The following is a 21,036-nucleotide window of genomic DNA, read 5'->3' on the forward strand; positions in this document are numbered from 1 at the left end:
ATCCGCAACCCCGCCCCCTACGATGGTGCCAAGCTCTTCGCCACCCTGCAGGCTTGACCGAGAACAGAGTGTCTACAGGGAGGGGAAGAAGGGGGGAGAGGGCGAGAAAGAGAAGGCCCCCGGTGGGGGGCGTTCTGGTGGCTCAGTCGAGCCCGCGGTGCTGCAGCAGTGGTTCGACGCTTGGTTCCTTGCCGCGGAACTCGCGGTGGGCCTTCGCCAGGTCCTGCGAATGCCCGATCGAGAGGATCTTCTCGCGGAACACTTGGCCGTTCTCCCGCGTCAGGCCGCCGTTCTCGCGGAACCACTGGAAGGCGTCGTGGTCCAGCACTTCCGCGCCGAAGTAGGCGTAGTAGCCGGCCGCATAGCCGCCGCCCCAGATGTGGCTGAAGTAGCTGGTGCGGTAGCGCGGCGGCACCGCGGCCAGGTCGACCCCGTACTTCGCCAGCGCCTGCTTTTCGAACGCGTCGACGTCCTTCTTCGCGTCGTCGGCCGGCAGCGTGTGCCAGGCCATGTCCAGCAGCGCCGCCGACAGGTACTCGGTGGTCGCATAGCCCTGGTTGAAGGTGCGGGCGCGCACGATCTTCTCCACCAGTTCCTGCGGCATCGGCTCGCCGGTCCGGTAGTGCTTCGCGTAGTTCGCGAACACCTTCGGGTCGAGCGCCCAGTGCTCGTTGAACTGCGAGGGGAACTCGACGAAGTCGCGCGGCACGTTGGTGCCGGCCAGGCTCGGATACGTCGTCTTCGAGAAGATGCCGTGCAGCGCGTGGCCGAACTCGTGGAACAGCGTGGTGGTGTCGTCGAAGCTCAGCAGCGCCGGCTGGCCTTCCGCGGGCTTCGTGTAGTTCTCGACGTTGTAGATCACCGGGATGTCGCCGGTCAGGCCGTTCTGCTCGACGAAGTTGCCCATCCAGGCGCCGCCCTGCTTGCTCTCGCGCTGGAACGGGTCGAGGTAGAACAGGGCGAGCTGGGTGCCGTCGGCGTCGAAGATGTCGAACACGCGCACGTCGGGGTGGTAGACCGGCAGGTCGGTGCGTTCCTTCGCGGTGATGCCGTACAGCTGTCCGGCGGCGAAGAACACGCCGTCCTTCAGCACCCGGTCGAGCTCGAAGTAGGGCTTGATGGCCTCCGCGTCGAGGTCGAACTCGGCCTTGCGCACCTGCTCGGCGTAGAAGTCCCAGTCGGCGGCGCCGGCGCTGAAGCCGCCGCCCTGGGCATCGACCACGGACTGGATCTTCGCCAGCTCCGCCTTCGCGCGCGCGGTGGCGGCGGGCACGGTGTCGGTCAGCAGCTTCAGCGCGACCTCGGGCGTGCCGGCCATCTGGTCGGCGATGCCGTAGGCGGCGTAGCTCGGATAGCCCAGCAGCTCGGCCTTGCGCGCGCGCAGCTCGGCCAGGCGCTGGATGGTGGCGCGGGTGTCGTTGCCGTCGCCCTGTTCGGCGCGCGCCATCGACGCGGCCAGCACCTGCTCGCGCAGCCCGCGGTCCTTCAGCGAGGCCAGCACCGGCTGCTGGGTGGTGTTCTGCAGCACCAGCATCCACTGGCCGTCGTGGCCGGCGTCTTTCGCGGCGGTCGCGGCGGCGGCGATCGTGGCCTCGTCCAGGCCGTCGAGCCTGGCGACGTCGTCCACCAGCACGCCGCCGGCCTTGGTCGCGGCCAGCAGCTTGTTGGAGAACGAGGTGGTGAGCGAGGACTCCTCGCTGTTGAGCTTGCGCAGCTCGGCCTGCTTCTCCGCGTCCAGCTCGGCGCCGGCGCGGACGAAGTTGTCGTAGGTCCGCTCGACCAGGACCACCTGCTCGGGCGTCAGGCCCAGGTCCGCGCGCTGCGCGTACAGCGCCTTCACGCGCGCGAACAGCTTCGGATCCAGATGGATGGCGTCGGCGTGTTCGGCCAGCTTCGGCGCCAGCGCCTGTTCGGCGGCCTGCAGCGCCTCGTTGGTGTGCGCCGATGTCATGGCGAAGAACACCGACGCCGCGCGGGTCAGCAGCGCGCCGCTGCGCTCCAGCGCCTCGATGGTGTTGGCGAAGGTCGGCGGCTCGGCGCTGTCGGCGATGGTCCGCACCTCGGCCAGGTGCTGGCGCATGCCTTCCTCGATCGCCGGCTGGTAGTGCGCGTCCTGGATCAGGTCGAAGCGCGGCGCCTGGAAGGCGAGGGTGCTGGCGACCAGCAGCGGATTTTCGGACTGTGCGGGTGCGGCGGGCGCGGCGGCGGTGTTCGGCATCGGGGACTCGGTGGCGCTGCGATCGCAGGCGCCCAGGGCGAGCGCGATCGCGGCGGACAGCAGGAGGGGACGCAGCATGGAATGGGGCTCCGGAAGGGCAAGGGCAAGGCTGACAGTTCAGGATGCATCCGATCACGGGGCCGCAAACGTGCCGTTCGGCACTCCGGCCGGGTTCAGCGATAGGGCCCGGGACCGGTCCAGACCGGCTGGCCGCGGCGGTAGACCTGGTACATGGCGATCACCTCGCGGGCATCGCCGATGCCGGCCAGCTCCGGATCGTCCGGCTCGACCAGGCGGCAGGGCCCGGAGTCGCGGCGCAGCGCGGTTTCGAGGGGGCAGACCATGAGCTGGCGCACGCCCGGCAGCGGCAGGAAGACCTCGGTCATGCCTGCGTCGCGCCAGCCGCGCAGCCGGGTCTCGGCCATGAGGTCGTAGACCACCTGGAAGCCGCCGGCCTCCAGCGCGGCGCCGCTGGCCGTGCCCCGGGGGCGGGAACCTCGGCTGATCGACGGGCTGGGGGCGGAGCCGGCGTCCACCACCGCGAGCTGCGCCGGCTGCGTGCCCGGCGGCTGACCCCAGGTGCGCTGGCTGGGATGCGGGCGCTGCGGCACGGGCGGCGTCGGCGCGGCCGCGGCCTCGGGGCGGGGTTGGGGCGGTTGCGGCAGCGGCGCGTCGCCCCGCTCGACCTCGACCACCTGCAGGCGCGAGGGGTCGGGGCGTTCTGCGGGGTCGGGCTCGACCGGCCTGCGCGCGCTGCGCGGGGCGGATGGCGGCGGCGGCGGCGAGGGAATGTCCTGCGGCTTGTCGATGAAGGTGACGTCGAGCCTGCCCCCGGCGGCGGCGCCCGCCGGGTCCGAGGACGGCTGCAAGGGCTCGGCGGTCAGCGCCAGCAGCACGAGCAGCACATGCAACAGCAGGGTGGCCGCGGCCGCGCCGATGCGCTGCAGGCGCTCGCCGCGCGAGCGATCGGCGCGCGATGCGGCGGGCATCGCGCCGGCCTCGTGCGCGCTCACGGGGCTCGCAGACGCAAGCACCCCGGCCGTGGCCGGGGTGCGGGGGGCGCGGGGTGGCGCAGGCGGCTCGCCACGGATGATCCGCGCGGTCCGTCAGTCCTTCAGGTCGTCGGGCACCTTGCCGCCGTTCTCGGCCAGCTTGCGCATCACCGCCTTGTGCAGGGCGATGTTCTGCTCGGCGCTGCCGTGCGCACCGGCGTTGACGCCGAGTTCGGCGGCCAGCTCCTTGCGCGCGTCGAGGCTGGAGTCGAGGTCGAGCAGCTTCAGCAGGTCGACGATCGAGCGGCGCCAGTCGCTCTGGCCGCCCTTCTCCGCGGCCATGGCGGCTAGCACGGCTTCGACGTCGACGGGTTCGGGCGCAGCCGCCGGCGCGGCGGCCACGGGCGGGGCGGGATGCAGCGCGGGCGGCGCGACCTTCGGGTCGTCCTTGCCGCCGTCGAAGATGACGGGCGCGGGCTTGGCGCCCTGCGTGGTCGCGGCGGGTGACGCCGCGGATTCGGTCTTGCGACCCAGGATGCGGTCGCGGATCTTCGAAAACAGGCCCATGGGAAAACTCCTTGAGGAAAGCTGCGATTCTGCAGCGGTGGGGATGGAATTGCTTGACCGGATGCGACAGACCCCGGCGTGGACCGGGGCCTGTCGCGGATGAGGCCCGCGGAGCCGTTCGTGCGCTCCGCTGCGGAAATCAGCCCGCGTTCTTCATCGCGATCTTGCGGTTGCGCATGATGTCGTGGCACTCGGTGACGCGCGGCAGGTACTTCTGCGCCGCGGCACGCGCGGCGGCCGGGGTGTCGCTGTCCTCGAGGGTGTCCTTGAAGGCGTCGAGCAGGCGGTCCTCGAGCTCTTCGAGCTCGGCCACGTACGCGTAGTTCGTGTCACCCAGCGCGGCGCGCGCCTTGGCGTAGGTCTGGCGCACCGAGCCGACGATGGTGCCGTGGTCGGCAGGATCGCCACCGGTGGCGGCCACGTCCGCGCTCAGGCCGGTCACGATCTCGCGCTTGTGCTCGCCCATGCGGCGGAACAGCGTGGCGAGTTCGGCGCTCTCCACCTTGCCGGCGGCCTCGGCGTAGAACTCGCTGCCGTCGCGGGCGATCTCGATCAGGTCGTTGAGGCTGTGCTGGATCTTCTTGTCGGTCATGGAGGATTGTCCTGGGGGAAGGGGCGTCCACTCTGACCGCGCGGCCATGAAGTCCACGTGGAACGCGGGTCCGCAGCTGCGCCGCGGACACCGCGCATTGGCGTTTGTCGACGCGGCGTCGTTCTCCACGACGCCCGCGTCGTCGCCTTCAGCCGGCCAGCAGCCGGTTCACGCGCTGCAGGAACGCCGCCGGATCCGGCAGCGGCGCACCGGCTGCAAGCTCGGCCTGCTCCAGCAGCAGGTGGGCGAGATCGGTGGCGCGGGCGTCGTCGGCCTCGCCCTGCAGGCGGCGCAGGAGTGCGTGCTGCGGGTTGATCTCGAGCGTGGGATTCTGCTCCGGCACGTCCTGGCCGGCATCGCGCAGCAGCTTCGCCAGGTGCGGCGCCATCTCCCACTCCGACATCGCCAGGCACGAGGGCGAGTCGGTCAGGCGCGCGGACACGCGCACGTCCTCCACGCGATCGCCGAGCAGGCGCTTGATGCGCTCCAGCAGCGGGGCCGCGGCGCCTGCGGCGTCGGCCAGCTTCTGCTTCTCCGCCTCGTCCAGCGGCAGTTCGCCCTTGGCGACGTGCCTCATCGGCTTGCCGGCGTATTCGCGCAGGTGGCCGAGCATCCACTCGTCGATGCGGTCGGACATCAGCAGCACTTCGATGCCGCGGGCCTTGAAGGCTTCCAGCTGCGGGCTGCCGGCCGCGGCGCGATGGCCGTCGGCGGTGACGTACCAGATCGCGTCCTGGCCGTCCTGCATGCGGCCGATGTAATCGTCGAGCGACACGTCGCGCGCCTCGCCTTCGCCCTTCGTCGAGCTGAAGCGCAGCAGCTTCGCGATCCGCTCGCGGTTGCCGGCATCCTCGACGATGCCTTCCTTGAGCGTATTGCCGAAGGCCTTGAGGAAGGCGGCGAACTTCTCCGGCTCGTCACGCGAGAGCTTTTCGATCAGGTCGAGCACGCGCTTCACGCAGGCGCCCTTGATGCGCTCGAGCTGGCGGTTGTGCTGCAGGATCTCGCGGCTGACGTTGAGCGGGAGGTCGTCGGCGTCCACCACGCCGCGCACGAAGCGCAGGTAGTTCGGCAGCAGCTCTTCGGCCGCGTCCATGATGAAGACGCGCTTGATGTAGAGCTTCAGGCCCTTGCGCTCGTCGCGGCCGCCCATCATCAGGTCGAACGGCGGCTGCGACGGCAGGTACAGCAGGGTGGTGAAACTCTGGCTGCCCTCGACGCGGTTGTGGGTCCAGGCGGCGGCGTCGTTGAAGTCGTGGCCGAGCGCCTTGTAGAAGTTCTGGTACTCCTCGTCGCCGATCTCCGCCTTCGGGCGGGTCCACAGCGCGGAGGCGTCGTTGACCGTCTCCCACGCGGGCGCCGCCGCCTGGGCGCCGGCTTCGCCATCGGTGCCGGCGTCCGCGTCCGCGCCTGCATCGCCGTCCCCCGCGTCCTTCGGCATCCGGATCGGGAAGGCGACGTGGTCGGAGTACTTCGTGATCAGCGAGCGCAGCGTCCACGGCTCGAGGAACTCGTCCTCGCCTTCCTTCAGGTGCAGGATGACAGTGGTGCCGCGCTCGGGCAGGTCCACGGCCTCCAGCGTGTACTCGCCGCGGCCGTCGCTTTCCCACTTCACGCCCTCGCCGGCGGGCGCGTCGGCGCGGCGGGTGAGCACGGTGACGCGGTCGGCGACCACGAAGGCGGAATAGAAGCCGACGCCGAACTGCCCGATCAGGCGCGCATCGGCCTTCTGCTCGCTGCCCATGGCCTCGAGGAAGCGGCGGGTGCCGGAGCTGGCGATGCTGCCGATGTTCTCCACCACCTCGTCGCGCGACATGCCGATGCCGGTGTCGCGGATGGTGACGGTGCGCGCCTCGCGGTCGGCGCTGACGTCGATGTGCAGCTCGCCGGCGCCTGCCAGCAGGTCGGGCTGGGCGATCGCCTCGAAGCGCAGCTTGTCGCAGGCGTCGGAGGCGTTGGAGACCAGCTCGCGCAGGAAGATCTCCTTGTGCGAGTACAGCGAGTGGGTGACCAGGTGCAGCACCTGGGCGACTTCGGCTTCGAACTTGCGCGTTTCGGGCGTCGTGGTCATGGAGGGATCCGGACATGGCCAGGGGGGTCGGCCCACGGATATGCGCGCGCCGCCGCGGTTTTCAAGCCGGCAGGCCCGCGAAGCCCGTCGACGCCGCGCTGTCGCGGCCGGTCCAGGAAGCGCCGGCAGATGTGCCGGTCGAGGCGGCCCCTTCGCCCTGGGCGGCCTGGCCGACCGGGACTTCTGTCCCGCGCGAAGGGGGTGAGGGCGCGACTATGGTCGACGGTTTGCACCTCCGGAACCCGCCGCATGACCCGAACCACGCTCGCCCTTGCCCTGGCTGCTGCGCTCGCCTCCGCGCCCGCGCTTGCCCAGGACCCGCCGCGCCCCGCGCCGTCGCCTGCGCCGCAGCCGGCGCCGCCGGTGCGGCAGGATCCGGACCGCCGCGACAACGTCGAACTCGAGCAGGAAGCGCTCGACCGATCCGGCCAGGACCCGGCCCGGGCGCCGCTCGAAAGCGCGCGCGGCCTGCGCCAGGACGCCAACGGGACGGAAGGCGAGGCGAAGTGGAACGTCGAATCCGTGCAGGGCCAGGCGAAGACGGTGCGCTTCGAGACCAGCGAAGGCACGTGGATGGACGTGGACGTGTCGCCCGACGGCCGCGAGGTGGTGTTCTCGCTGCTTGGCGACCTCTACCGCATGCCGGTCACCGGCGGCGCCGCCACCCGCATCACCTCCGGCCGCGCCTGGGACGTGCAGCCGCGCTGGTCGCCGGACGGCCGCCGCATCGCGTTCACTTCCGACCGCAACGGCGCCAACAACGTCTGGACCGTGGCCGCCGACGGTGGCGACGCGCGCCAGGTGACCGACGAGGACTTCCGCCTGCTCAACAACCCGACCTGGACGCCGGACGGGCAGTACCTCGTGGCGCGCAAGCATTTCACCTCGACGCGCTCGCTGGGCGCTGGCGAGCTCTGGCTGTACCACGCCGCCGGCACCACCGCCGGCATCCAGCTGGTGGAAAAGCCGAACGAGCAGCAGGACCTGGGCGAACCCAGCGTGTCGCCGGACGGGCGCCACGTGTACTTCTCGCAGGACGTCAGCCAGGGGCCCAGCTTCGAGTACAACCGCGACCCGCACGGCGTGATCTATGCGATCAAGCGCTTCGACCGCCAGACCGGCAGGACCGAGACCGTGGTCGCCACGCCCGGCGGCGCGGTGCGGCCGCAGGTGTCGCCCGACGGGAAGACGCTGGCCTTCGTCAAGCGCGTGCGCGACGCCAGCGTGCTGCACCGTATGGACATCGCCAGCGGCGAGGTGCGCCCGGTGTGGGACGGCCTGAGCCACGACCAGCAGGAGGCGTGGGCGATCTTCGGGCCGTACAGCGGCTTCGGCTGGACGCCGGATTCGAAGTCGGTGGTGGCGTGGGCGCAGGGCGGCCTGTGGCGCGTGGACATGGCCAGCGGCGCGGCGGCGAAGATCCCGTTCACCGCGCAGGTCGAGCAGGTGGTCTCGCAGCCGCTGCGCTTCGAACGGCCGTTGCCGGAGGGGCACTTCAATCCGCGCATGATCCGCGACGTGGCCACGTCGGCCGATGGCGGCACCCTGGTGTTCCACGCGCTCGGCCAGCTGTGGCGCAAGTCGCTGCCCGGCGGCGCGCCGTCGCGCCTGACCGCGAACCGCGACGTATACGAATACCAGCCGAGCTTCAGCGCCGACGGCCGCCAGCTGCTCTACACGACCTGGTCCGACGAGGGCCTGGGCGCGATCCACGTGCGCGGCGCCGGCGGCACCGCCGAGGGCCGCAGGCTCACCCAGGAGCCCGGCTTCTACTACCACCCGCGCTTCTCGCCCGACGGGAAGCAGGTGGTCTACAGCCGCAGCAGCGGCGGCGGCCTCACCGGCAGCCTGTGGTCGGGCGAGCGCGGCATCTACGTGGTGCCGGTGGCCGGCGGCACGCCCGTTCGCGTGGCCGAGACCGGCCAGTCACCGCAGTTCAGCCATGACGGCACGCGCGTGCTGTACCTGGCCGGCGGCGGCATGGAGAAGAAGCTGATGTCGGTGGGCCTGCACGGCGAGGAGCCGCGGGCGGTGTTCGACCTGAAGTACGTGGATTCGGTGCAGATCAGCCCCGACGGCAGGTGGGTGGCCTTCACCGAGCTGTTCAACGCCTACGTGGCGCCGATGCCGGAGACCGGCCGCACCATCACCCTCGACCGCAAGACGAAGGCGGTGCCGGTGAGCGCGGTCAGCGCCGACGTCGGCAGCTACCTGCACTGGGCGGCGGACTCGAAGTCGCTGCACTGGATGGTGGGCGACCGCTACCACTCGCGCCGGCTCGACCAGACCTTCGCCTTCCTGCCGGGTGCGCCGGCGGAGATCGCCGCGCCCGCCCCGGGCGGCGGCATCGCCGTGGGCCTGGACGCGGAGGTCTATGCGCCGCGCGACGTCGTGGCCTTCACCAACGCGCGCATCGTCACCATGCGCGACGCCGAGAACGCGCAGGACGTGATCGAGGGCGGCACGATCGTGGTCGACGGCAACACCATCGCCGCCATCGGCGCGGGCGGCTCGGTGCAGGTGCCTTCGGGCGCACGCGTCATCGACGTCGCCGGCAAGACCATCATCCCCGGCATCATCGACGTGCACGCGCATGCGTCGAACTTCGGCCAGGGCGTGGTGCCGCAGCAGAACTGGGCCTACTACGCCAACCTCGCCTTCGGCATCACCACGCTGCATGACCCCTCGGCCACCACCGAGTTCGTGTTCTCGCAGTCCGAGCTGCTGCAGGCCGGGCGCATGGTCGGCCCGCGCATGTTCTCCACCGGCACGATCCTCTACGGCGCCGACGGCGGCTTCAAGGCCGAGATCGACTCGCTCGACGACGCCCGCAGCCACCTGCGCCGGATGCAGGCGCACGGCGCGTTCTCGGTGAAGAGCTACAACCAGCCGCGGCGCGCGCAGCGCCAGCAGGTCGACCAGGCCGCGCGCGAGCTCGGCATGCTGGTGGTGGAGGAGGGCGGCTCCACCTTCCACCACAACATGACCATGATCCTGGACGGCGTCACCGGCATCGAGCACAACCTGCCGGTCGCGCCGCTGTACGCCGACGTGGTCAACCTGTGGAAGGAAACCGACGTGCGCAACACGCCGACGCTTGTCGTGAGCTACGGCGGCCTGTCGGGCGAGTACTGGTGGTACGCGCGTGACAACGTCTGGGAGGACGTCAAGCTCAACCGCTTCTTCCCCCGCGAGACGCTGGACGCGCGCTCGATCCGCCGCGAGGTCGCGCCGGACTGGGACTACCACCACATCGACGTGGCGAAGTCGCTGAAGGTGCTGCGCGACGCCGGGGTCAAGGTGCAGGTCGGCGGCCACGGCCAGCTGCAGGGCATGGCCACGCACTGGGAGACCTGGATGCTGACCCAGGGCGGCTTCACGAACTTCGAGGCGCTGCGCGCGGCGACCATCGACGGCGCCGACTATCTCGGCCTCGCCGGCCAGCTCGGCTCGCTCGAGGTCGGCAAGCGCGCCGACCTCGTGGTGCTGGACGGCAATCCGCTGGAGAACATCCGCCACACTGCCGACACGCGCTATGTGATGGTGGACGGGCGCCTGTTCGACGTTGACGCCGACATGGCGGAAGTCGGCAACCAGGCGGTGCCGGCGCCCACGTTCTACTGGCAGCACCACGGCCATGGGCAGGCGTTTGGCGAATCGTTCGGGCCGACGTCCGTGTGCCACGGGGTGCATTGACGTCGGATTTCCGCCCCGGATCCACGCGGATGCCGCTGCCCGGGTGGTGGGCCTGCAGGAGCGGCTACAGCCGCGACCAGCCTCGCGGCGATCCCGGTCGCGGCTGTAGCCGCTCCCACACAGGCCGGGTCGCGGCTGTAGCCGCTCCTACAGGTGTGAGGTAAAGGCGGGGCTGGGCGAGGCGGGCCGGGTATGGGCCCGCCTCGTTGCATCAGGCGCTCAGCCGGCCTTCTTCGACGCGATCCAGCGGTCCACGCGCTGCTCCAGCAGGTCCAGCGGCATCGCGCCGCCGCCGAGGATGGCGTCGTGGAAGCCGCGGATGTCGAAGGCGTCGCCCAGCTCGGCCTCGGCCTTCCGGCGCAACTCCTGCATGCGGATCATGCCGATCTTGTACGCGGTGGCCTGGCCCGGGAACACGAGGTAGCGCTGGATCTCCGAGCGGATCGCGGCGTCGGGCACCGAGCTGTTCTCGCGGAAGTAGGCCACCGCCTGCTCCTCGGTCCAGCCCTTGGCGTGCATGCCGGTGTCGACCACCAGGCGGATCGCGCGCCACATCTCCGACATCAGCCGGCCGTATTCCGAATACGGATCCTGGTAGGTGTCGGGCATCTCCTTGGCCAGCCACTCCGAATACAGGCCCCAGCCCTCGTTGTAGGCGGTGTCGAAGGTCTGCGTGCGGAAGGTCGGCACGCCGGTGAGCTCCTGCGCGATCGAGATCTGCATGTGGTGGCCCGGCAGGCCCTCGTGGTACGCGATCACCTCCAGCTCGGTCTTCGGCATGGCGTTCATGTCGGAGAGGTGCGCGTAGTACACGCCCGGGCGCGAGCCGTCGGGCGAAGCCGGGTTGTAGTGCTGGGCGGCGCCGTCCTGCTCGCGGAAGGCCTCGACGCGCTTCACCACCAGGTCGGCCTTGGGCAGCAGGCCGAAGTACTGCGGCAGGTGCTTCTTGATGTTGTCGATCGCCTTCGTGGCGTCGTCGATGTAGGCCTGGCGGCCGGCGTCGGTGTTCGGATACAGCCGCTTGGGATCGGCCTGGACATGCTTGAAGAACGCCTGCAGGTTGCCCTCGAAGCCGATCTGTTCCTGCACCGCCTCCAGCTCGCCGCGCAGGCGCGCGACCTCGGACAGGCCGAGCTCGTGGATCTGGTCGGCGGTCATGTCGGTCGAAGTGTTCTCGCGCAGCTGGTAGGCGTAGTACGCGGCGCCGTTGGGGTGCGTCTGGCCCACGCCCGTCGGATTCGCGGCGGACTTGGGCAGCTCCTCGGCGGCCAGCGCGAGGATGCGTTCGTAGGCGGGCTTCACCTCGTCGACCAGGGCCTTGCGAGCCTCTTCCTTCAGCTCGGCCGCGCGTTCGGCGGTGATCTTGCCGGCGGTGGCCAGGGCGTCCGCCTTGGCCTGGGCGTCGGCCCAGAGCGCGCTGTCGGCGCCGTCGTCGAAGGGCGCACCGGTGATGATCTTCCGCGACTGGTCGGCCACGCCTTCCCAGGCGAACTTCGGCGGCCGTATGCCCTGCGCCGCGGACGCGCGCGCGCGCTCGATCAGGATGTCGAACGTGGCCGGCAGCTTGCGCAGGCGCGACACGTAGGCCTGGTAGTCCGACTCCTCGTCGACCTTGTGGAAATTGATCATGAAGGTCGGGGCCATCGTGTGCATGCCGTTCATCTGGTCGAACGGATAGCCGTCGAGCAGGAAGGGCATGCCGTCGCGCGCGCTTTCGTACTGCTTCTTCCACAGGTCCCAGGACAGCTGCGCTTCGGGCTGCAGGCGGTCGTAGTCGAACTCGGCCTCCATCTCCTTTACCGAAGCCTCCATCCACGCCAGCTGCTTGCGGATGCCGGCTTCGGAGGCGTCGTCGATCTGGTCGTAGAGCTCCTTGCGGCCGAGGAAGGTCAGGCGGATCGGGCTGAACTGCAGCTGCTCCTCGTACTTCGCTTCGAACCAGGCGTTCAGGCGCGCGGTTTCGGCCTCGAGTTCGGCGGGCGTGGCCTCCGCGGCCGCGGCGCCGGCGGGTGCGGACTGGCCTGCGGGCGCATCGCCGGGCGTGCGGTCGCAGGCGGCAAGGCCGAGGGGCAGGGCCAGCGCGAGGGCGATGGCCAGGGGCGAGCGTGCGGAAGCGGTGCGCATCGGGGAACTCTCCGGACAGGATGGTGGACGGTCGGGGCAGGCGCGGACGCCGGACGGCGCCGACTGTCCCACGAATCGGCACCGCCGATGTGGCCCATTCGTCCTGCCCGTGCGCCTGACCGCCTCCACCGCGCGCGGTACCATGGCGTTTTTCGGCGACAGGACGCAGGGCCATGGCCAATCCGGACGAACAGCGCAACGGCGTGGCCCGCGACGAGGCCGAGGCCGCCGTGCGCACCCTGCTGCGCTGGGCCGGCGAGGACCCCTCGCGCGAAGGCCTGCTCGACACCCCCAAGCGCGTGGTCGACGCCTATGGCGACTGGTTCAGCGGCTACGGCGACGACCCGCGCGAGTACCTGGAGCGCACCTTCGAAGAGGTCGCCGGCTACGACGAGATGATCGTGCTGCGCGACATCCAGTTCGAAAGCCACTGCGAGCACCACATGGCGCCGATCATCGGCCGCGCCCACGTCGGCTACCTGCCCGACGGCAAGGTGGTGGGCATCAGCAAGCTCGCGCGCGTGGTCGAGGCCTATGCCCGCCGCTTCCAGGTGCAGGAGAAGATGACCGCGCAGATCGCGGCCGTGATCGAGGACGTGCTGAAGCCCCGCGGCGTGGGCGTGGTGGTCGAGGCCAGCCACGAGTGCATGACCACCCGCGGCGTGCACAAGCGCGGGGTGAGCATGGTGACCTCGAAGATGCTCGGCGGCTTCCGCGACGACGCCCGCACCCGCCAGGAATTCCTGCGCTTCATCGGCGACCCGCGCGGCTGAACGCGGGCCCCTCGGGTCCGCCCCGGGTAGTCCCCCGCGGCACGCTGTCCTAGCGTCGGGCCGGTACAGGTCAGGGAGGCCCGGTCATGAGCGATGGTGCAGGCGGCGTAGGCGGCAGCGACGGTGGTTCGGGCGGCAGCAGCGGCGCGGACAGCGCCGGCACCAGCGCCGCGGCCGACAGCCTGGGCAGTGTCGCGGAATCGGTCTCGGAGTCCGTGGCCGAGGCCGTAGGTTCGGCGCTGGGCGCGATGGCCGACGCGGTCGGACTGGACGAGGCGCTCGGCTCGGTCGCCGATGCGCTGGGCGTCGACGCGCAGGACCTGCAGGGGCTCGTGGGCGCGGCGCTGATGGGCGCGATCACCGGCGGGCTGCCGGGCGCGGTGGCCGCGGTGGCGAACGCGGTGATCGGCGGCACGGTCGCTTCGGCGGCCCACGATGCGGTGGATTCGATGCCGGCGCCGATGCAGTCCCTGGCCCACCAGGCGGTCGACGCGCTGCTCGGCAGCGTGCCCGGCGGGTTCGCGTCGGCCAGTCCGCAGGGCGTGCTGGGTTCGCTCGCCAGCGGTGCGCTGACCAACGGCGTCGGGCCGTCGATCGGCGACCTCGGCGAAGTGGCCCGGTCGATGACCGGGCTGGCCGATGCCGCGCGCGACGTCTTCGGCGGCGTGGCCGCAGGCAACTACGCCGATGCGGTCGAAGCGGCCTCTGCCTTCGAGGGTGTGCTTGGTGCACAGCTCGCACAGGGCCGCGGGATCGCCGCCCAGGTGTCGGATGCGTTCGGCGCCGGCCATGACCTCCACGCCGACGGGGGCCTGGGCGCGGTCGGCGACGCGATGGAGCAGCTCGCGGTGTCCGCGGCCCGCCTGATGGCGTCGCGCTGAGCGGATTGATCACTTCGCCGGGACCGGCCAAGCTTCCGGTTCACCGGAACCGGATGCCGCCCATGCGCCTGCCAGTGACCGCCTGTGTCTTCTCCGCCCTGCTGCTCGCTGGATGTGCCGGGACCAGCGACTATCGCGACACCAATGCCGCCGTGGACGCGAATCCGCTGTGCGCTTCCCGCCCGGATCGCCCCGGCGAGCCGGTGGCGCGCGACTGCGAGCGCCGCAGCGAGGGCAGTTTCAGCACGCAGCGCGAGAGCCGTCCGGTCGATTTCCGCAAGGGTCGCGACGACTGACCCGCGCAGGGCCGCGGCGCCGTGACTACGGCGTCGGCGGCACCGGATCGGCGTCGTCTTCCAGCGCCGGATCCACCGGCGGCGGGCGCGTGGCCTCGTCGATGGGCGGCACCGGATCCAGCGACGGGGGCACTTCCGGGTCCATGGGGTCCACCGGGTCCGTCGGTAGCGGCGCGGGATCCATGGGGTCGACGCGGTCCACGGGATCCGCGGTGGCGTCGTCGTCGATCGGGGTGGTGGGCGGCGGCGTCGTGGCGGGCGGTGCGGCGTCGGGCGGAGTCGCCGAGGGCAGCTGGTCCACCGGCGTGTAGGCCTCCGACGGATCGCTGCAGGCGGTGAGGGCGAGCGCGAGCGTCGCGGCGGCGGGCACAAGGAGTCTGTTCATCGCAAGGGTCCCACGGAATGGGCGTGGCCCGAGTATCCCCGTGCGCCCGTCGTGGTCACGTCGGCGTGGCGTGAACGCGGCTGTCGCGCTCAGGCGTCCGGCGACGCCAGCGGCAGGACCGCCCAGAACGGCACGCCTTGGCCGGCATGCGCGCGCGCGGCCTCGTCGAGGATCTCGAGCAGGGTGGCGAAGTCCGCGGGCGCGGCCTCGCGGAGGTCGGCGCAGTGGTCGAGCAGCAGCAGGTAGCCCGGCGCGGACAGCCAAGACAGGTCGCCCAGGCTGTCGGCCAGCGCGTCCCAGTTGGCGCCGAAGCCGCCCGGGAATTCCAGCGCGGCGGCGATCTCCCGCAGCAGCGCCGCCTTGTCGCCGGCGTTCTCGAGGTTGGCGGCGGCGACGTGGAAGTCCAGCGCGTTCGCGGCCTCGACCAGCGCGGCGCGGTCGCGCGCGTCGACGAAATAGGCGGCCGCCTGGCTGGCGTCGGCGAGCAGCGCGCCGAGTTCGACGTCGATCATCGGGCCTGGCTCCGTTCAAAGCGCCGGAAGCTGCGGTAGTGGTCGGCGGTGTAGTACCACTCGGCGGGCGGGTCGCCGCCGGTGACGATGCGCCGCGCGCCGCGATGGTCCAGCCCGGGCGTGTCGACGGTGTACTCGCGGTAGTGTCCGCGCGGCTGCCGCGGCAGCAGGCGCTCGCGGTTCTGGAACACGCTGCCGTCCTGGCGGTGCGGGAACGGGCCGCCGCGGTCGATCAGGGCGAGGGTGGCGTGCGCCTCGGCCGGCAGGAAGGCCAGCGCGGGGTCCTGCGGGGCGCCGCCTCCGCCCGTGCGCGGAGGCGATTGCGGCGCGGCATCGGGTACGCGGTGGGTGTCGGCCACCGGCGGCAGGCTCGTGCCGGCCTGGCGCTCGAGTAGCTGCCACATGCCGAGCAGGCACAGCGCGGCAACCAGCCAGATCCAGCTGCGCGGCGAGCCCGGCTTCCCCCTGTTTCCCCGTGCCATGGCGTCAGCCGCAGCTGGCCTTGACGATGCGGCCGGCGTCGTCGAGCTCGAGGTTCAGGCGCCCGGCGCGGTAGTCCATGGTCACCGCTATGCCGGGCCGGATGATGCGCACGCCGCGCGCGCCTGCGGCGGCCTTGGCCTGCTCGGCCACCTGTTCGCTGATCGCCTGGCCGACGTAGGCGCTGGCGGCCTTGGCGTCGCAGGTGCCGCCGAGGTTGCCGTCGGTGATCACCGGCGCTGGGGTCCCGCCGCCGCCACCGGGCGTGGTCGAGGAGCAGGCCGCCGCCATGCAGACGAGCGGTGCGGCCAGCAGGGCGGCGGCGGTACGGGCAGTGGGAAGGGTGGGCATGGCGATTCCTTGGCGGTCGTGGGAGGGATGATGCCGCAGCGGCGGCGCGGCGGCCGTGCTCAGCGCGGGTTGCGGGGCGAGTCCTGGGTGCCCATGCGCCGCTCCAGGCGCCGGAACACCGCCAGCACGACGACGCACAGCAGCGAGGCGCCGAGTGCGAGCAGGTAGTGGCCGAGGCCGGCGGCGATGCCGATGGCCGCGGCCATCAGCAGCGAGCTGGCGGTGGTCAGGCCCGAGACCTGCTGTTCGCCGCGCGCGCGCAGGATGGCGCCGGCACCGACGAAGCCGACCGCCGCCACCACGGCCTCGATCAGGCGGCCGGGATCGATGCGCAGCAGGTCGCGGTACTGCTCCTGGGTGAAGTGCTGCGCGACGACGTCGCCCAGGCCCACGATCAGCGCGGCGGCGCCGGCGATCAGCATGTGGGTGCGCAATCCGGCAGCGTGGCGCCCGAGCTCGCGCTCGATGCCGAGCACGCCGCCGAGCGCCATCGCGGCGGCGACGCGCGCCAGGATCCAGAGCTCGCCGTTCTGCAGTGCGTCCATCGCGTGTCTTCCGGTGGTGGACGGCCGATGACAGCGCAGTCAGGGTCTGGCGGCCGTGAAATCGTGACGCCTCGTGCATGCAGGGGCGTGCCTACAATCCGGGCGAACCGATCCGGAGCCTGCGATGCGCCTGCCGACCATGTCCCTCCTGCTGCTGGCCCTGCCGCTGGGCGTGGCGTGTGCGCAACAACCATCCCCGGCCGCGCGGCAGCCTGTAGCAGCGCCGGCCGCGACGCCGGCCCCCGCGCCGGCTCCGGCCTCGTCGCCGGTCGCGCCGCCGCCCGTCACCGCGGCGGCGCCGCCACCCGCGCCCAGCGACGGCGAACTGGCGACCTACCGCCAATGCATGGCGCGGCTGCGTGGCGCGGCGACCGGCAAGGGCGTCGACGGTCCCGCCTTCGACCGCCTGACGGCGGGGCTCGCGCCGGACATGACGGTGCTGCCGCTGCTCGACCAGCAGCCGGAGTTCACCACGCCGATCTGGGACTACCTCGCCGCGCTGGTCGACCGGCAGCGCGTGGACGACGGCCTGGCCATGCTGCGCGAACACGCCGCGACGCTGCAGCGCGTGCAGGTGGACTACGGCGTGGACCCCGCGACGGTGGTGGCGGTATGGGGCGTGGAGAGCGACTACGGGCGCAGCTTCGGCAAGCGGCCGCTGCTCACGTCGCTGTCGACGCTGTCGTGCTTCGGGCGGCGGCAGCCGTTCTTCCAGGGCGAGTTGATCGCCACGCTGCAGCTGCTGGCGCGCGGCGACCTGCGCGATGCCGGCATCACCGGGTCGTGGGCGGGCGCGTTCGGGCATACGCAGTTCATGCCGACGACGTACCAGCGGATCGCGGTGGATGTCGACGGTGACGGGCGGCGCGACCTGGTCGGCAGCATTCCGGATGCGCTGGGGTCGACGGCGAACTATCTGGAAAAGTCGGGCTGGCGCAGCGGCGAGCCCTGGGGGTACGAGGTGAAGCTGCCGGCGGGGTTCAATGCGTCGCAGGCGGGACGGACGAACCGGAAGCCGCTGTCGGAGTGGGTGGCGCAGGGCGTGCGGCGGGTGGATGGCACGGCGTTCGATGGCGTGGCGGCGGATGCGCGCGCCGCGGTGGTGCTGCCGGCGGGAGCGTCGGGGCCGGCGTTCGTTGTGTTCAAGAACTACGATGCGATCTATTCGTACAACGCGGCGGAAAGCTATGCGTTCGCGATCGCGCATCTGGCGGACCGGCTGCGCGGTGGCGGGGCGTTCGCGACGCCGTGGCCGACGGATGATCCGGGCATCGGGCGGGCGGAGCGGCGGGAGCTGCAGGCACTGCTGCTGGCGCGGGGACATGCGATCGGGGAGGCGGACGGGATGGTGGGGACGCTGACGCGGCGGGCGATCGCGGTGGAGCAGGGGCGGTTGGGGATTTCGCCGGCGGACGGGCGTGCGGGGTTGCGGATCCTCGAGGCGTTGCGGGCGGAGGCGGCCAGTACGCTGCCGCCCACACCCGCCTCGTCGCCCGCCTCCACTCCCGCCTCGTCGCCTGCCTCCACGCTGTAGGAGCGGCTACAGCCGCGACCAACGGTCTGTGGATGGTCGTCGGATGGAGACCACGCCGGACGCGTATGAGGTCGCAGCGGCGGCGCGCGGCCTCCGCGACAAGTCGCTCCACGTGATTCGCTTGGTTGTCGCGGAGGCCACGCGCCGCTGCGGATCACCTCGGGGGCGGGAGGGAAGGTCAAGGACTCGCGGGCCGTGGGCTGCGGCTGGGCTCGCCGGGCGCGACGTGCCCATTCGCAGCCTGTGCTCGGTGGGCACGTCGCGCCCGGCAAGCCTGCGAGGCGCTCTGGCGGGGGGATGGATTGGAGCGGGGCTGCGTGGGGCTGGTTGGTGGGGTGGATGGGGTGGTGGGGTCAGGGGAGGCGTGGATGCGGCGGTGTGTGTCCGTGGGGGCACAATCGTGGCTCTTTGTACGGGGGTGATGCTCATGGCGCGCGCGGCGGGTCGGGTGGTGGGGTTGTTGGCGGTGGCGTCGGTGCTGTCGCTTCTTGTGGTGGGCTGCAGTGCCCGGTCCGCGGTGGGGCAGGGGGTGCAGGGGGCGGGTTCGGCGGTGGATGCGATCAGTGGCGACAGGCTGGCGGAGCATCTGCGCGTGCTTGCTTCGGACGGGTTCGAGGGGCGGGCGCCGGCGACGGTGGGGGAGGAGAAGACGGTTGCGTACATCAGCGGGCAGTTCGCGGAGGCGGGGTTGCGGCCGGCGGGTGATGCCGGGGGCTGGACGCAGGCGGTGACGCTGGCGCGGACGGAGATCGCGGGGCCGGTGGCGGCGTCGTTCACGGTCGGGGACGGCGGGGCCTGGTCGCTGGTGAACGGGGAGGACATCGCGCTGGAGACGCTGCATCCGGAGGGCGACGTGTCGCTGCGCGGGGTGCCGGTGGTGTTCGCGGGCTTCGGGATCACGGCGGCGGCGACGTACCACCTGCCGGTGCGCGGATGGATGCAGCGGGCGACGGCCGAGCGCCTGTTCGCGGAGGCGGGGCTGTCGTTCGAGGCGGCAAGGCGGGAGGCGCAGCAGGCGGGCTTCCGGGGGCGCGCGCTGGAGGGCGTGGCGTTCTCGGCGGGGTTCGCGGTGAAGCGCAGCCGGATCACCAGCCACAACGTGCTGGGGCTGCTGCCGGGTGCCGGGCGCGCGGACGAGACGGTGATCGTGTCGGGGCACTGGGACAGCTTCGGCATCGGCGAGCCGGATGAAACCGGCGACGCGATCATCAACGGCGCGGTCGACAACGCCACCGCCATTGCGTCGATGCTCGAGATCGCGCGGGTGATGGCGGCGGGGCCGGCGCCGGCGCGCAGCGTGCTGTTCATCGCGCTGACGGCGGAGGAAAGCGGGCTGCTCGGGGCCACGCACTACGCCGCGCATCCGCTGCGCCCGCTGGCGACCACCGCGGCGGCGATCAACATGGAGATGTGGAGCCCGGACGGGCCGACGCGCGACATCTCCAGCTGGGGGCTGGGCAAGGTCTCGCTGGAGCGCGCGCTGGAGGCGGCGGCGCGGGCGGAAGGGCGCACGTACTCGCCGGATCCGGAACTCGAGGCCGGCTTCTTCTACCGCGCGGATCACTTCGCGTTTGCGCAGGCGGGCGTGCCGGCGATCACCGTCGGCCCGGGCATGGACCAGCTCGACGGCGGCGTCGAGGGTGGCCGGGCGGCGCGGGCGGACTATTTCGCCAGGCGCTACCACCAGCCCGGGGACGAGTTCGACGAGGGCTGGGACATGCGCGGCCCCACCGCCGATACCGCGGTGGTGCTGCGGCTGGTGCGCGACGTCGCCGGCTCGGCGGCGTGGCCGGAATGGGACGCAGGCAGCGAGTTCCGCGCGATGCGCGAGTCGACGGCGGACATGCGTGCGCGCTGACCGGACGGCGCGCGGCGGGCGGGCGCTGGCGGGCGCGTCGATCGAAGGGCAGGCGCAGGCCACGCGCGCGGCCTTCCTGGTGCCGGCGCTGGCGCTGGGCGCGGTGCTGCTCGCCTTCGGCGCCGGCATGGGCGCGATGGACTGCACGATGAACATCCAGGCGGTGCTGGTGGAGCGCGATGTGGGGCGTCCGCTGATGTCGGGCTTCCACGCCTTCTACAGCGTCGGCAGCCTGGCCGGCGCCGTGGGCGCGGCGGGGCTGCTCACCGCCGGCCTGCCGGTGCTGGCGCTGGCGGCGGCGGTGGGCGCAGCGGCCTGCGCGCCCCGGCCACGCTAGCTCCCGCGTCGGCTCCTGCGTCGCGTCCGGCTGCGCGCGCAGGTCGCGCAGGTCGCGCTGGCGCCGGCGGCCGGCTTGCGGCACGGTGGCGCGATGGATCCTGTACCCGCCAGACCCCACGCGCCGGCCTGCGCCCGCAATCGCGACCCCATCCTTGCCGTGCTGAGTACGCGCTTCGCCGGCCGCCGCCACGTGCTTGAGATCGGCAGCGGCACCGGCCAGCACGCGGTGCATTTCGCGGCGGCGATGCCGTGGCTCGAATGGCAGTGCTCCGACGTTGCAGGGAACCTCCCGGGCATCCGCATGTGGCTCGACGGGGCCGCGCTGCCGAACACGCCGGCGCCGCTGGAGCTCGACGTGGCCCGCGGCCCATGGCCTGCGCGCGGCAGCATCGATGCGGTCTTCACCGCCAACACCCTGCACATCATGGGCTGGCCGGAGGTGGAGGCGTTCTTCGCAGGCGTCGGCGGGCTGCTGCGCGACGCGCCGGGCGGCATGCTGGTCGCGTACGGGCCGTTCAACTACGGCGGCGACTACAGCAGCGACAGCAACCGCGACTTCGACGCCTGGCTGAAGGCGCGCGACCCGCGCTCGGGCATCCGCGATTTCGAAGCGGTGGAGGCGCTGGGCGCGGATGCCGGGCTGTCCCTGGATGACGATGTCGCGATGCCGGCCAACAACCGCTGCCTGGTGTTTTCGCGCGCGGCTGGCTGAGCGCTCCGCACCACCGGGATTGCGCGTCTGGCCGGCCCGGGCCCCCGGGCCGGCCAGACGGAAGGCGAACGCCGCGCCGTGGTAGAACGTCGGCGCACCCGCCAGCGAGG

Annotated in this window: 19 protein-coding genes; 8 read left to right on the forward strand and 11 right to left on the reverse strand. The window is 72.0% G+C overall.

Features of this window, described 5'->3' with window-relative positions; genetic code table 11:
• Positions 1 to 142 precede the first annotated feature (142 nt).
• The 5 genes from dcp to htpG all read right to left on the reverse strand — a co-directional run bounded on the left by dcp (position 143) and on the right by htpG (position 6,440).
• On the reverse strand, positions 143 to 2,296 hold the full coding sequence (dcp, locus tag IE168_RS10035) for a peptidyl-dipeptidase Dcp (protein WP_189497853.1): 2,154 nt from the start codon (positions 2,294 to 2,296) through the stop codon (positions 143 to 145).
• Between the two features lie 95 nt (positions 2,297 to 2,391).
• Positions 2,392 to 3,231 carry a hypothetical protein gene (locus IE168_RS10040; RefSeq protein WP_189497856.1) on the reverse strand — a complete coding sequence of 280 codons (840 nt, stop codon included), beginning with the start codon at positions 3,229 to 3,231 and terminating at the stop codon, positions 2,392 to 2,394.
• 93 nt (positions 3,232 to 3,324) lie between these two features.
• Positions 3,325 to 3,777 (reverse strand): DUF3597 domain-containing protein, encoded by a 453-nt coding sequence (locus tag IE168_RS10045; protein WP_189497858.1) that lies wholly within the window; start codon positions 3,775 to 3,777, stop codon positions 3,325 to 3,327.
• Between the two features lie 139 nt (positions 3,778 to 3,916).
• Positions 3,917 to 4,369, reverse strand: coding sequence for a PA2169 family four-helix-bundle protein (locus IE168_RS10050; protein WP_189497860.1), 453 nt, complete (start codon positions 4,367 to 4,369; stop codon positions 3,917 to 3,919).
• A gap of 148 nt (positions 4,370 to 4,517) precedes the next feature.
• Positions 4,518 to 6,440, reverse strand: coding sequence for a molecular chaperone HtpG (gene htpG, locus IE168_RS10055; RefSeq protein ID WP_189497862.1), 1,923 nt, complete (start codon positions 6,438 to 6,440; stop codon positions 4,518 to 4,520).
• 249 nt (positions 6,441 to 6,689) lie between these two features.
• Here htpG and IE168_RS10060 point away from each other — a divergent pair, with 249 nt between their 5' ends.
• A complete protein-coding gene (locus IE168_RS10060; protein WP_189497864.1) occupies positions 6,690 to 10,136 on the forward strand; it encodes an amidohydrolase family protein in 3,447 nt (1,148 codons plus the stop codon).
• A gap of 219 nt (positions 10,137 to 10,355) precedes the next feature.
• Here the strand turns inward: IE168_RS10060 and IE168_RS10065 are convergent, their stop codons facing one another.
• Positions 10,356 to 12,260: a DUF885 domain-containing protein gene (locus IE168_RS10065; RefSeq protein WP_189497866.1), complete on the reverse strand. Its 1,905-nt coding sequence runs from the start codon at positions 12,258 to 12,260 to the stop codon at positions 10,356 to 10,358.
• Between the two features lie 173 nt (positions 12,261 to 12,433).
• Here IE168_RS10065 and folE point away from each other — a divergent pair, with 173 nt between their 5' ends.
• The 3 genes from folE (at position 12,434) to IE168_RS10080 (ending at position 14,210) form a co-directional block, all read left to right on the forward strand.
• Entirely contained in the window at positions 12,434 to 13,033 is a 600-nt protein-coding gene (gene folE / locus IE168_RS10070) for a GTP cyclohydrolase I FolE (RefSeq protein ID WP_189497868.1), read from the forward strand.
• 86 nt (positions 13,034 to 13,119) lie between these two features.
• Positions 13,120 to 13,914, forward strand: coding sequence for a hypothetical protein (locus IE168_RS10075; protein WP_189497870.1), 795 nt, complete (start codon positions 13,120 to 13,122; stop codon positions 13,912 to 13,914).
• 62 nt (positions 13,915 to 13,976) lie between these two features.
• Positions 13,977 to 14,210 carry a hypothetical protein gene (locus IE168_RS10080; protein WP_189497871.1) on the forward strand — a complete coding sequence of 78 codons (234 nt, stop codon included), beginning with the start codon at positions 13,977 to 13,979 and terminating at the stop codon, positions 14,208 to 14,210.
• Between the two features lie 25 nt (positions 14,211 to 14,235).
• Here the strand turns inward: IE168_RS10080 and IE168_RS10085 are convergent, their stop codons facing one another.
• From IE168_RS10085 to IE168_RS10105, 5 genes are all read right to left on the reverse strand, one after another.
• On the reverse strand, positions 14,236 to 14,595 hold the full coding sequence (locus IE168_RS10085; RefSeq protein ID WP_189497872.1) for a hypothetical protein: 360 nt from the start codon (positions 14,593 to 14,595) through the stop codon (positions 14,236 to 14,238).
• Between the two features lie 89 nt (positions 14,596 to 14,684).
• A complete protein-coding gene (locus tag IE168_RS10090; RefSeq protein WP_189497874.1) occupies positions 14,685 to 15,107 on the reverse strand; it encodes a barstar family protein in 423 nt (140 codons plus the stop codon).
• A complete protein-coding gene (locus tag IE168_RS10095; RefSeq protein WP_189497876.1) occupies positions 15,104 to 15,589 on the reverse strand; it encodes a guanyl-specific ribonuclease in 486 nt (161 codons plus the stop codon). Before IE168_RS10095 ends, IE168_RS10090 begins: the two co-directional genes overlap by 4 nt.
• Positions 15,590 to 15,593: 4 nt before the next feature.
• Positions 15,594 to 15,938: an I78 family peptidase inhibitor gene (locus IE168_RS10100; protein WP_189497879.1), complete on the reverse strand. Its 345-nt coding sequence runs from the start codon at positions 15,936 to 15,938 to the stop codon at positions 15,594 to 15,596.
• A 59-nt stretch (positions 15,939 to 15,997) separates the two neighbouring features.
• Entirely contained in the window at positions 15,998 to 16,483 is a 486-nt protein-coding gene (locus IE168_RS10105; RefSeq protein WP_189497880.1) for an MgtC/SapB family protein, read from the reverse strand.
• A gap of 124 nt (positions 16,484 to 16,607) precedes the next feature.
• Here IE168_RS10105 and IE168_RS10110 point away from each other — a divergent pair, with 124 nt between their 5' ends.
• The 4 genes from IE168_RS10110 (at position 16,608) to IE168_RS10125 (ending at position 20,926) form a co-directional block, all read left to right on the forward strand.
• Positions 16,608 to 18,017, forward strand: coding sequence for a lytic murein transglycosylase (locus IE168_RS10110; protein WP_229823393.1), 1,410 nt, complete (start codon positions 16,608 to 16,610; stop codon positions 18,015 to 18,017).
• A 460-nt stretch (positions 18,018 to 18,477) separates the two neighbouring features.
• Positions 18,478 to 19,875: a M28 family metallopeptidase gene (locus IE168_RS10115; RefSeq protein WP_425490153.1), complete on the forward strand. Its 1,398-nt coding sequence runs from the start codon at positions 18,478 to 18,480 to the stop codon at positions 19,873 to 19,875.
• Positions 19,865 to 20,212 (forward strand): hypothetical protein, encoded by a 348-nt coding sequence (locus IE168_RS14840; RefSeq protein ID WP_386659493.1) that lies wholly within the window; start codon positions 19,865 to 19,867, stop codon positions 20,210 to 20,212. Before IE168_RS10115 ends, IE168_RS14840 begins: the two co-directional genes overlap by 11 nt.
• 93 nt (positions 20,213 to 20,305) lie before the next feature.
• On the forward strand, positions 20,306 to 20,926 hold the full coding sequence (locus IE168_RS10125) for a DUF938 domain-containing protein (RefSeq protein WP_189497883.1): 621 nt from the start codon (positions 20,306 to 20,308) through the stop codon (positions 20,924 to 20,926).
• The last annotated feature ends 110 nt before the right edge of the window (positions 20,927 to 21,036 follow it).

Source organism: Luteimonas padinae, from assembly GCF_014652935.1.
Classification (GTDB): Bacteria; Pseudomonadota; Gammaproteobacteria; order Xanthomonadales; family Xanthomonadaceae; genus Luteimonas; species Luteimonas padinae.

Excerpts from the sequence above, each read along its gene's own strand:
- dcp (WP_189497853.1), bottom strand. The coding sequence starts at position 2,296 with ATGCTGCGTCCCCTCCTGCTGTCCGCCGCGATCGCGCTCGCCCTGGGC.
- IE168_RS10045 (WP_189497858.1), bottom strand. The coding sequence starts at position 3,777 with ATGGGCCTGTTTTCGAAGATCCGCGACCGCATCCTGGGTCGCAAGACC.
- IE168_RS10050 (WP_189497860.1), bottom strand. The coding sequence starts at position 4,369 with ATGACCGACAAGAAGATCCAGCACAGCCTCAACGACCTGATCGAGATC.
- htpG (WP_189497862.1), bottom strand. The coding sequence starts at position 6,440 with ATGACCACGACGCCCGAAACGCGCAAGTTCGAAGCCGAAGTCGCCCAG.
- IE168_RS10060 (WP_189497864.1), top strand. The coding sequence starts at position 6,690 with ATGACCCGAACCACGCTCGCCCTTGCCCTGGCTGCTGCGCTCGCCTCC.
- IE168_RS10065 (WP_189497866.1), bottom strand. The coding sequence starts at position 12,260 with ATGCGCACCGCTTCCGCACGCTCGCCCCTGGCCATCGCCCTCGCGCTG.
- folE (WP_189497868.1), top strand. The coding sequence starts at position 12,434 with ATGGCCAATCCGGACGAACAGCGCAACGGCGTGGCCCGCGACGAGGCC.
- IE168_RS10075 (WP_189497870.1), top strand. The coding sequence starts at position 13,120 with ATGAGCGATGGTGCAGGCGGCGTAGGCGGCAGCGACGGTGGTTCGGGC.
- IE168_RS10080 (WP_189497871.1), top strand. The coding sequence starts at position 13,977 with ATGCGCCTGCCAGTGACCGCCTGTGTCTTCTCCGCCCTGCTGCTCGCT.
- IE168_RS10085 (WP_189497872.1), bottom strand. The coding sequence starts at position 14,595 with ATGAACAGACTCCTTGTGCCCGCCGCCGCGACGCTCGCGCTCGCCCTC.
- IE168_RS10090 (WP_189497874.1), bottom strand. The coding sequence starts at position 15,107 with ATGATCGACGTCGAACTCGGCGCGCTGCTCGCCGACGCCAGCCAGGCG.
- IE168_RS10095 (WP_189497876.1), bottom strand. The coding sequence starts at position 15,589 with ATGGCACGGGGAAACAGGGGGAAGCCGGGCTCGCCGCGCAGCTGGATC.
- IE168_RS10100 (WP_189497879.1), bottom strand. The coding sequence starts at position 15,938 with ATGCCCACCCTTCCCACTGCCCGTACCGCCGCCGCCCTGCTGGCCGCA.
- IE168_RS10105 (WP_189497880.1), bottom strand. The coding sequence starts at position 16,483 with ATGGACGCACTGCAGAACGGCGAGCTCTGGATCCTGGCGCGCGTCGCC.
- IE168_RS10110 (WP_229823393.1), top strand. The coding sequence starts at position 16,608 with ATGCGCCTGCCGACCATGTCCCTCCTGCTGCTGGCCCTGCCGCTGGGC.
- IE168_RS10125 (WP_189497883.1), top strand. The coding sequence starts at position 20,306 with ATGGATCCTGTACCCGCCAGACCCCACGCGCCGGCCTGCGCCCGCAAT.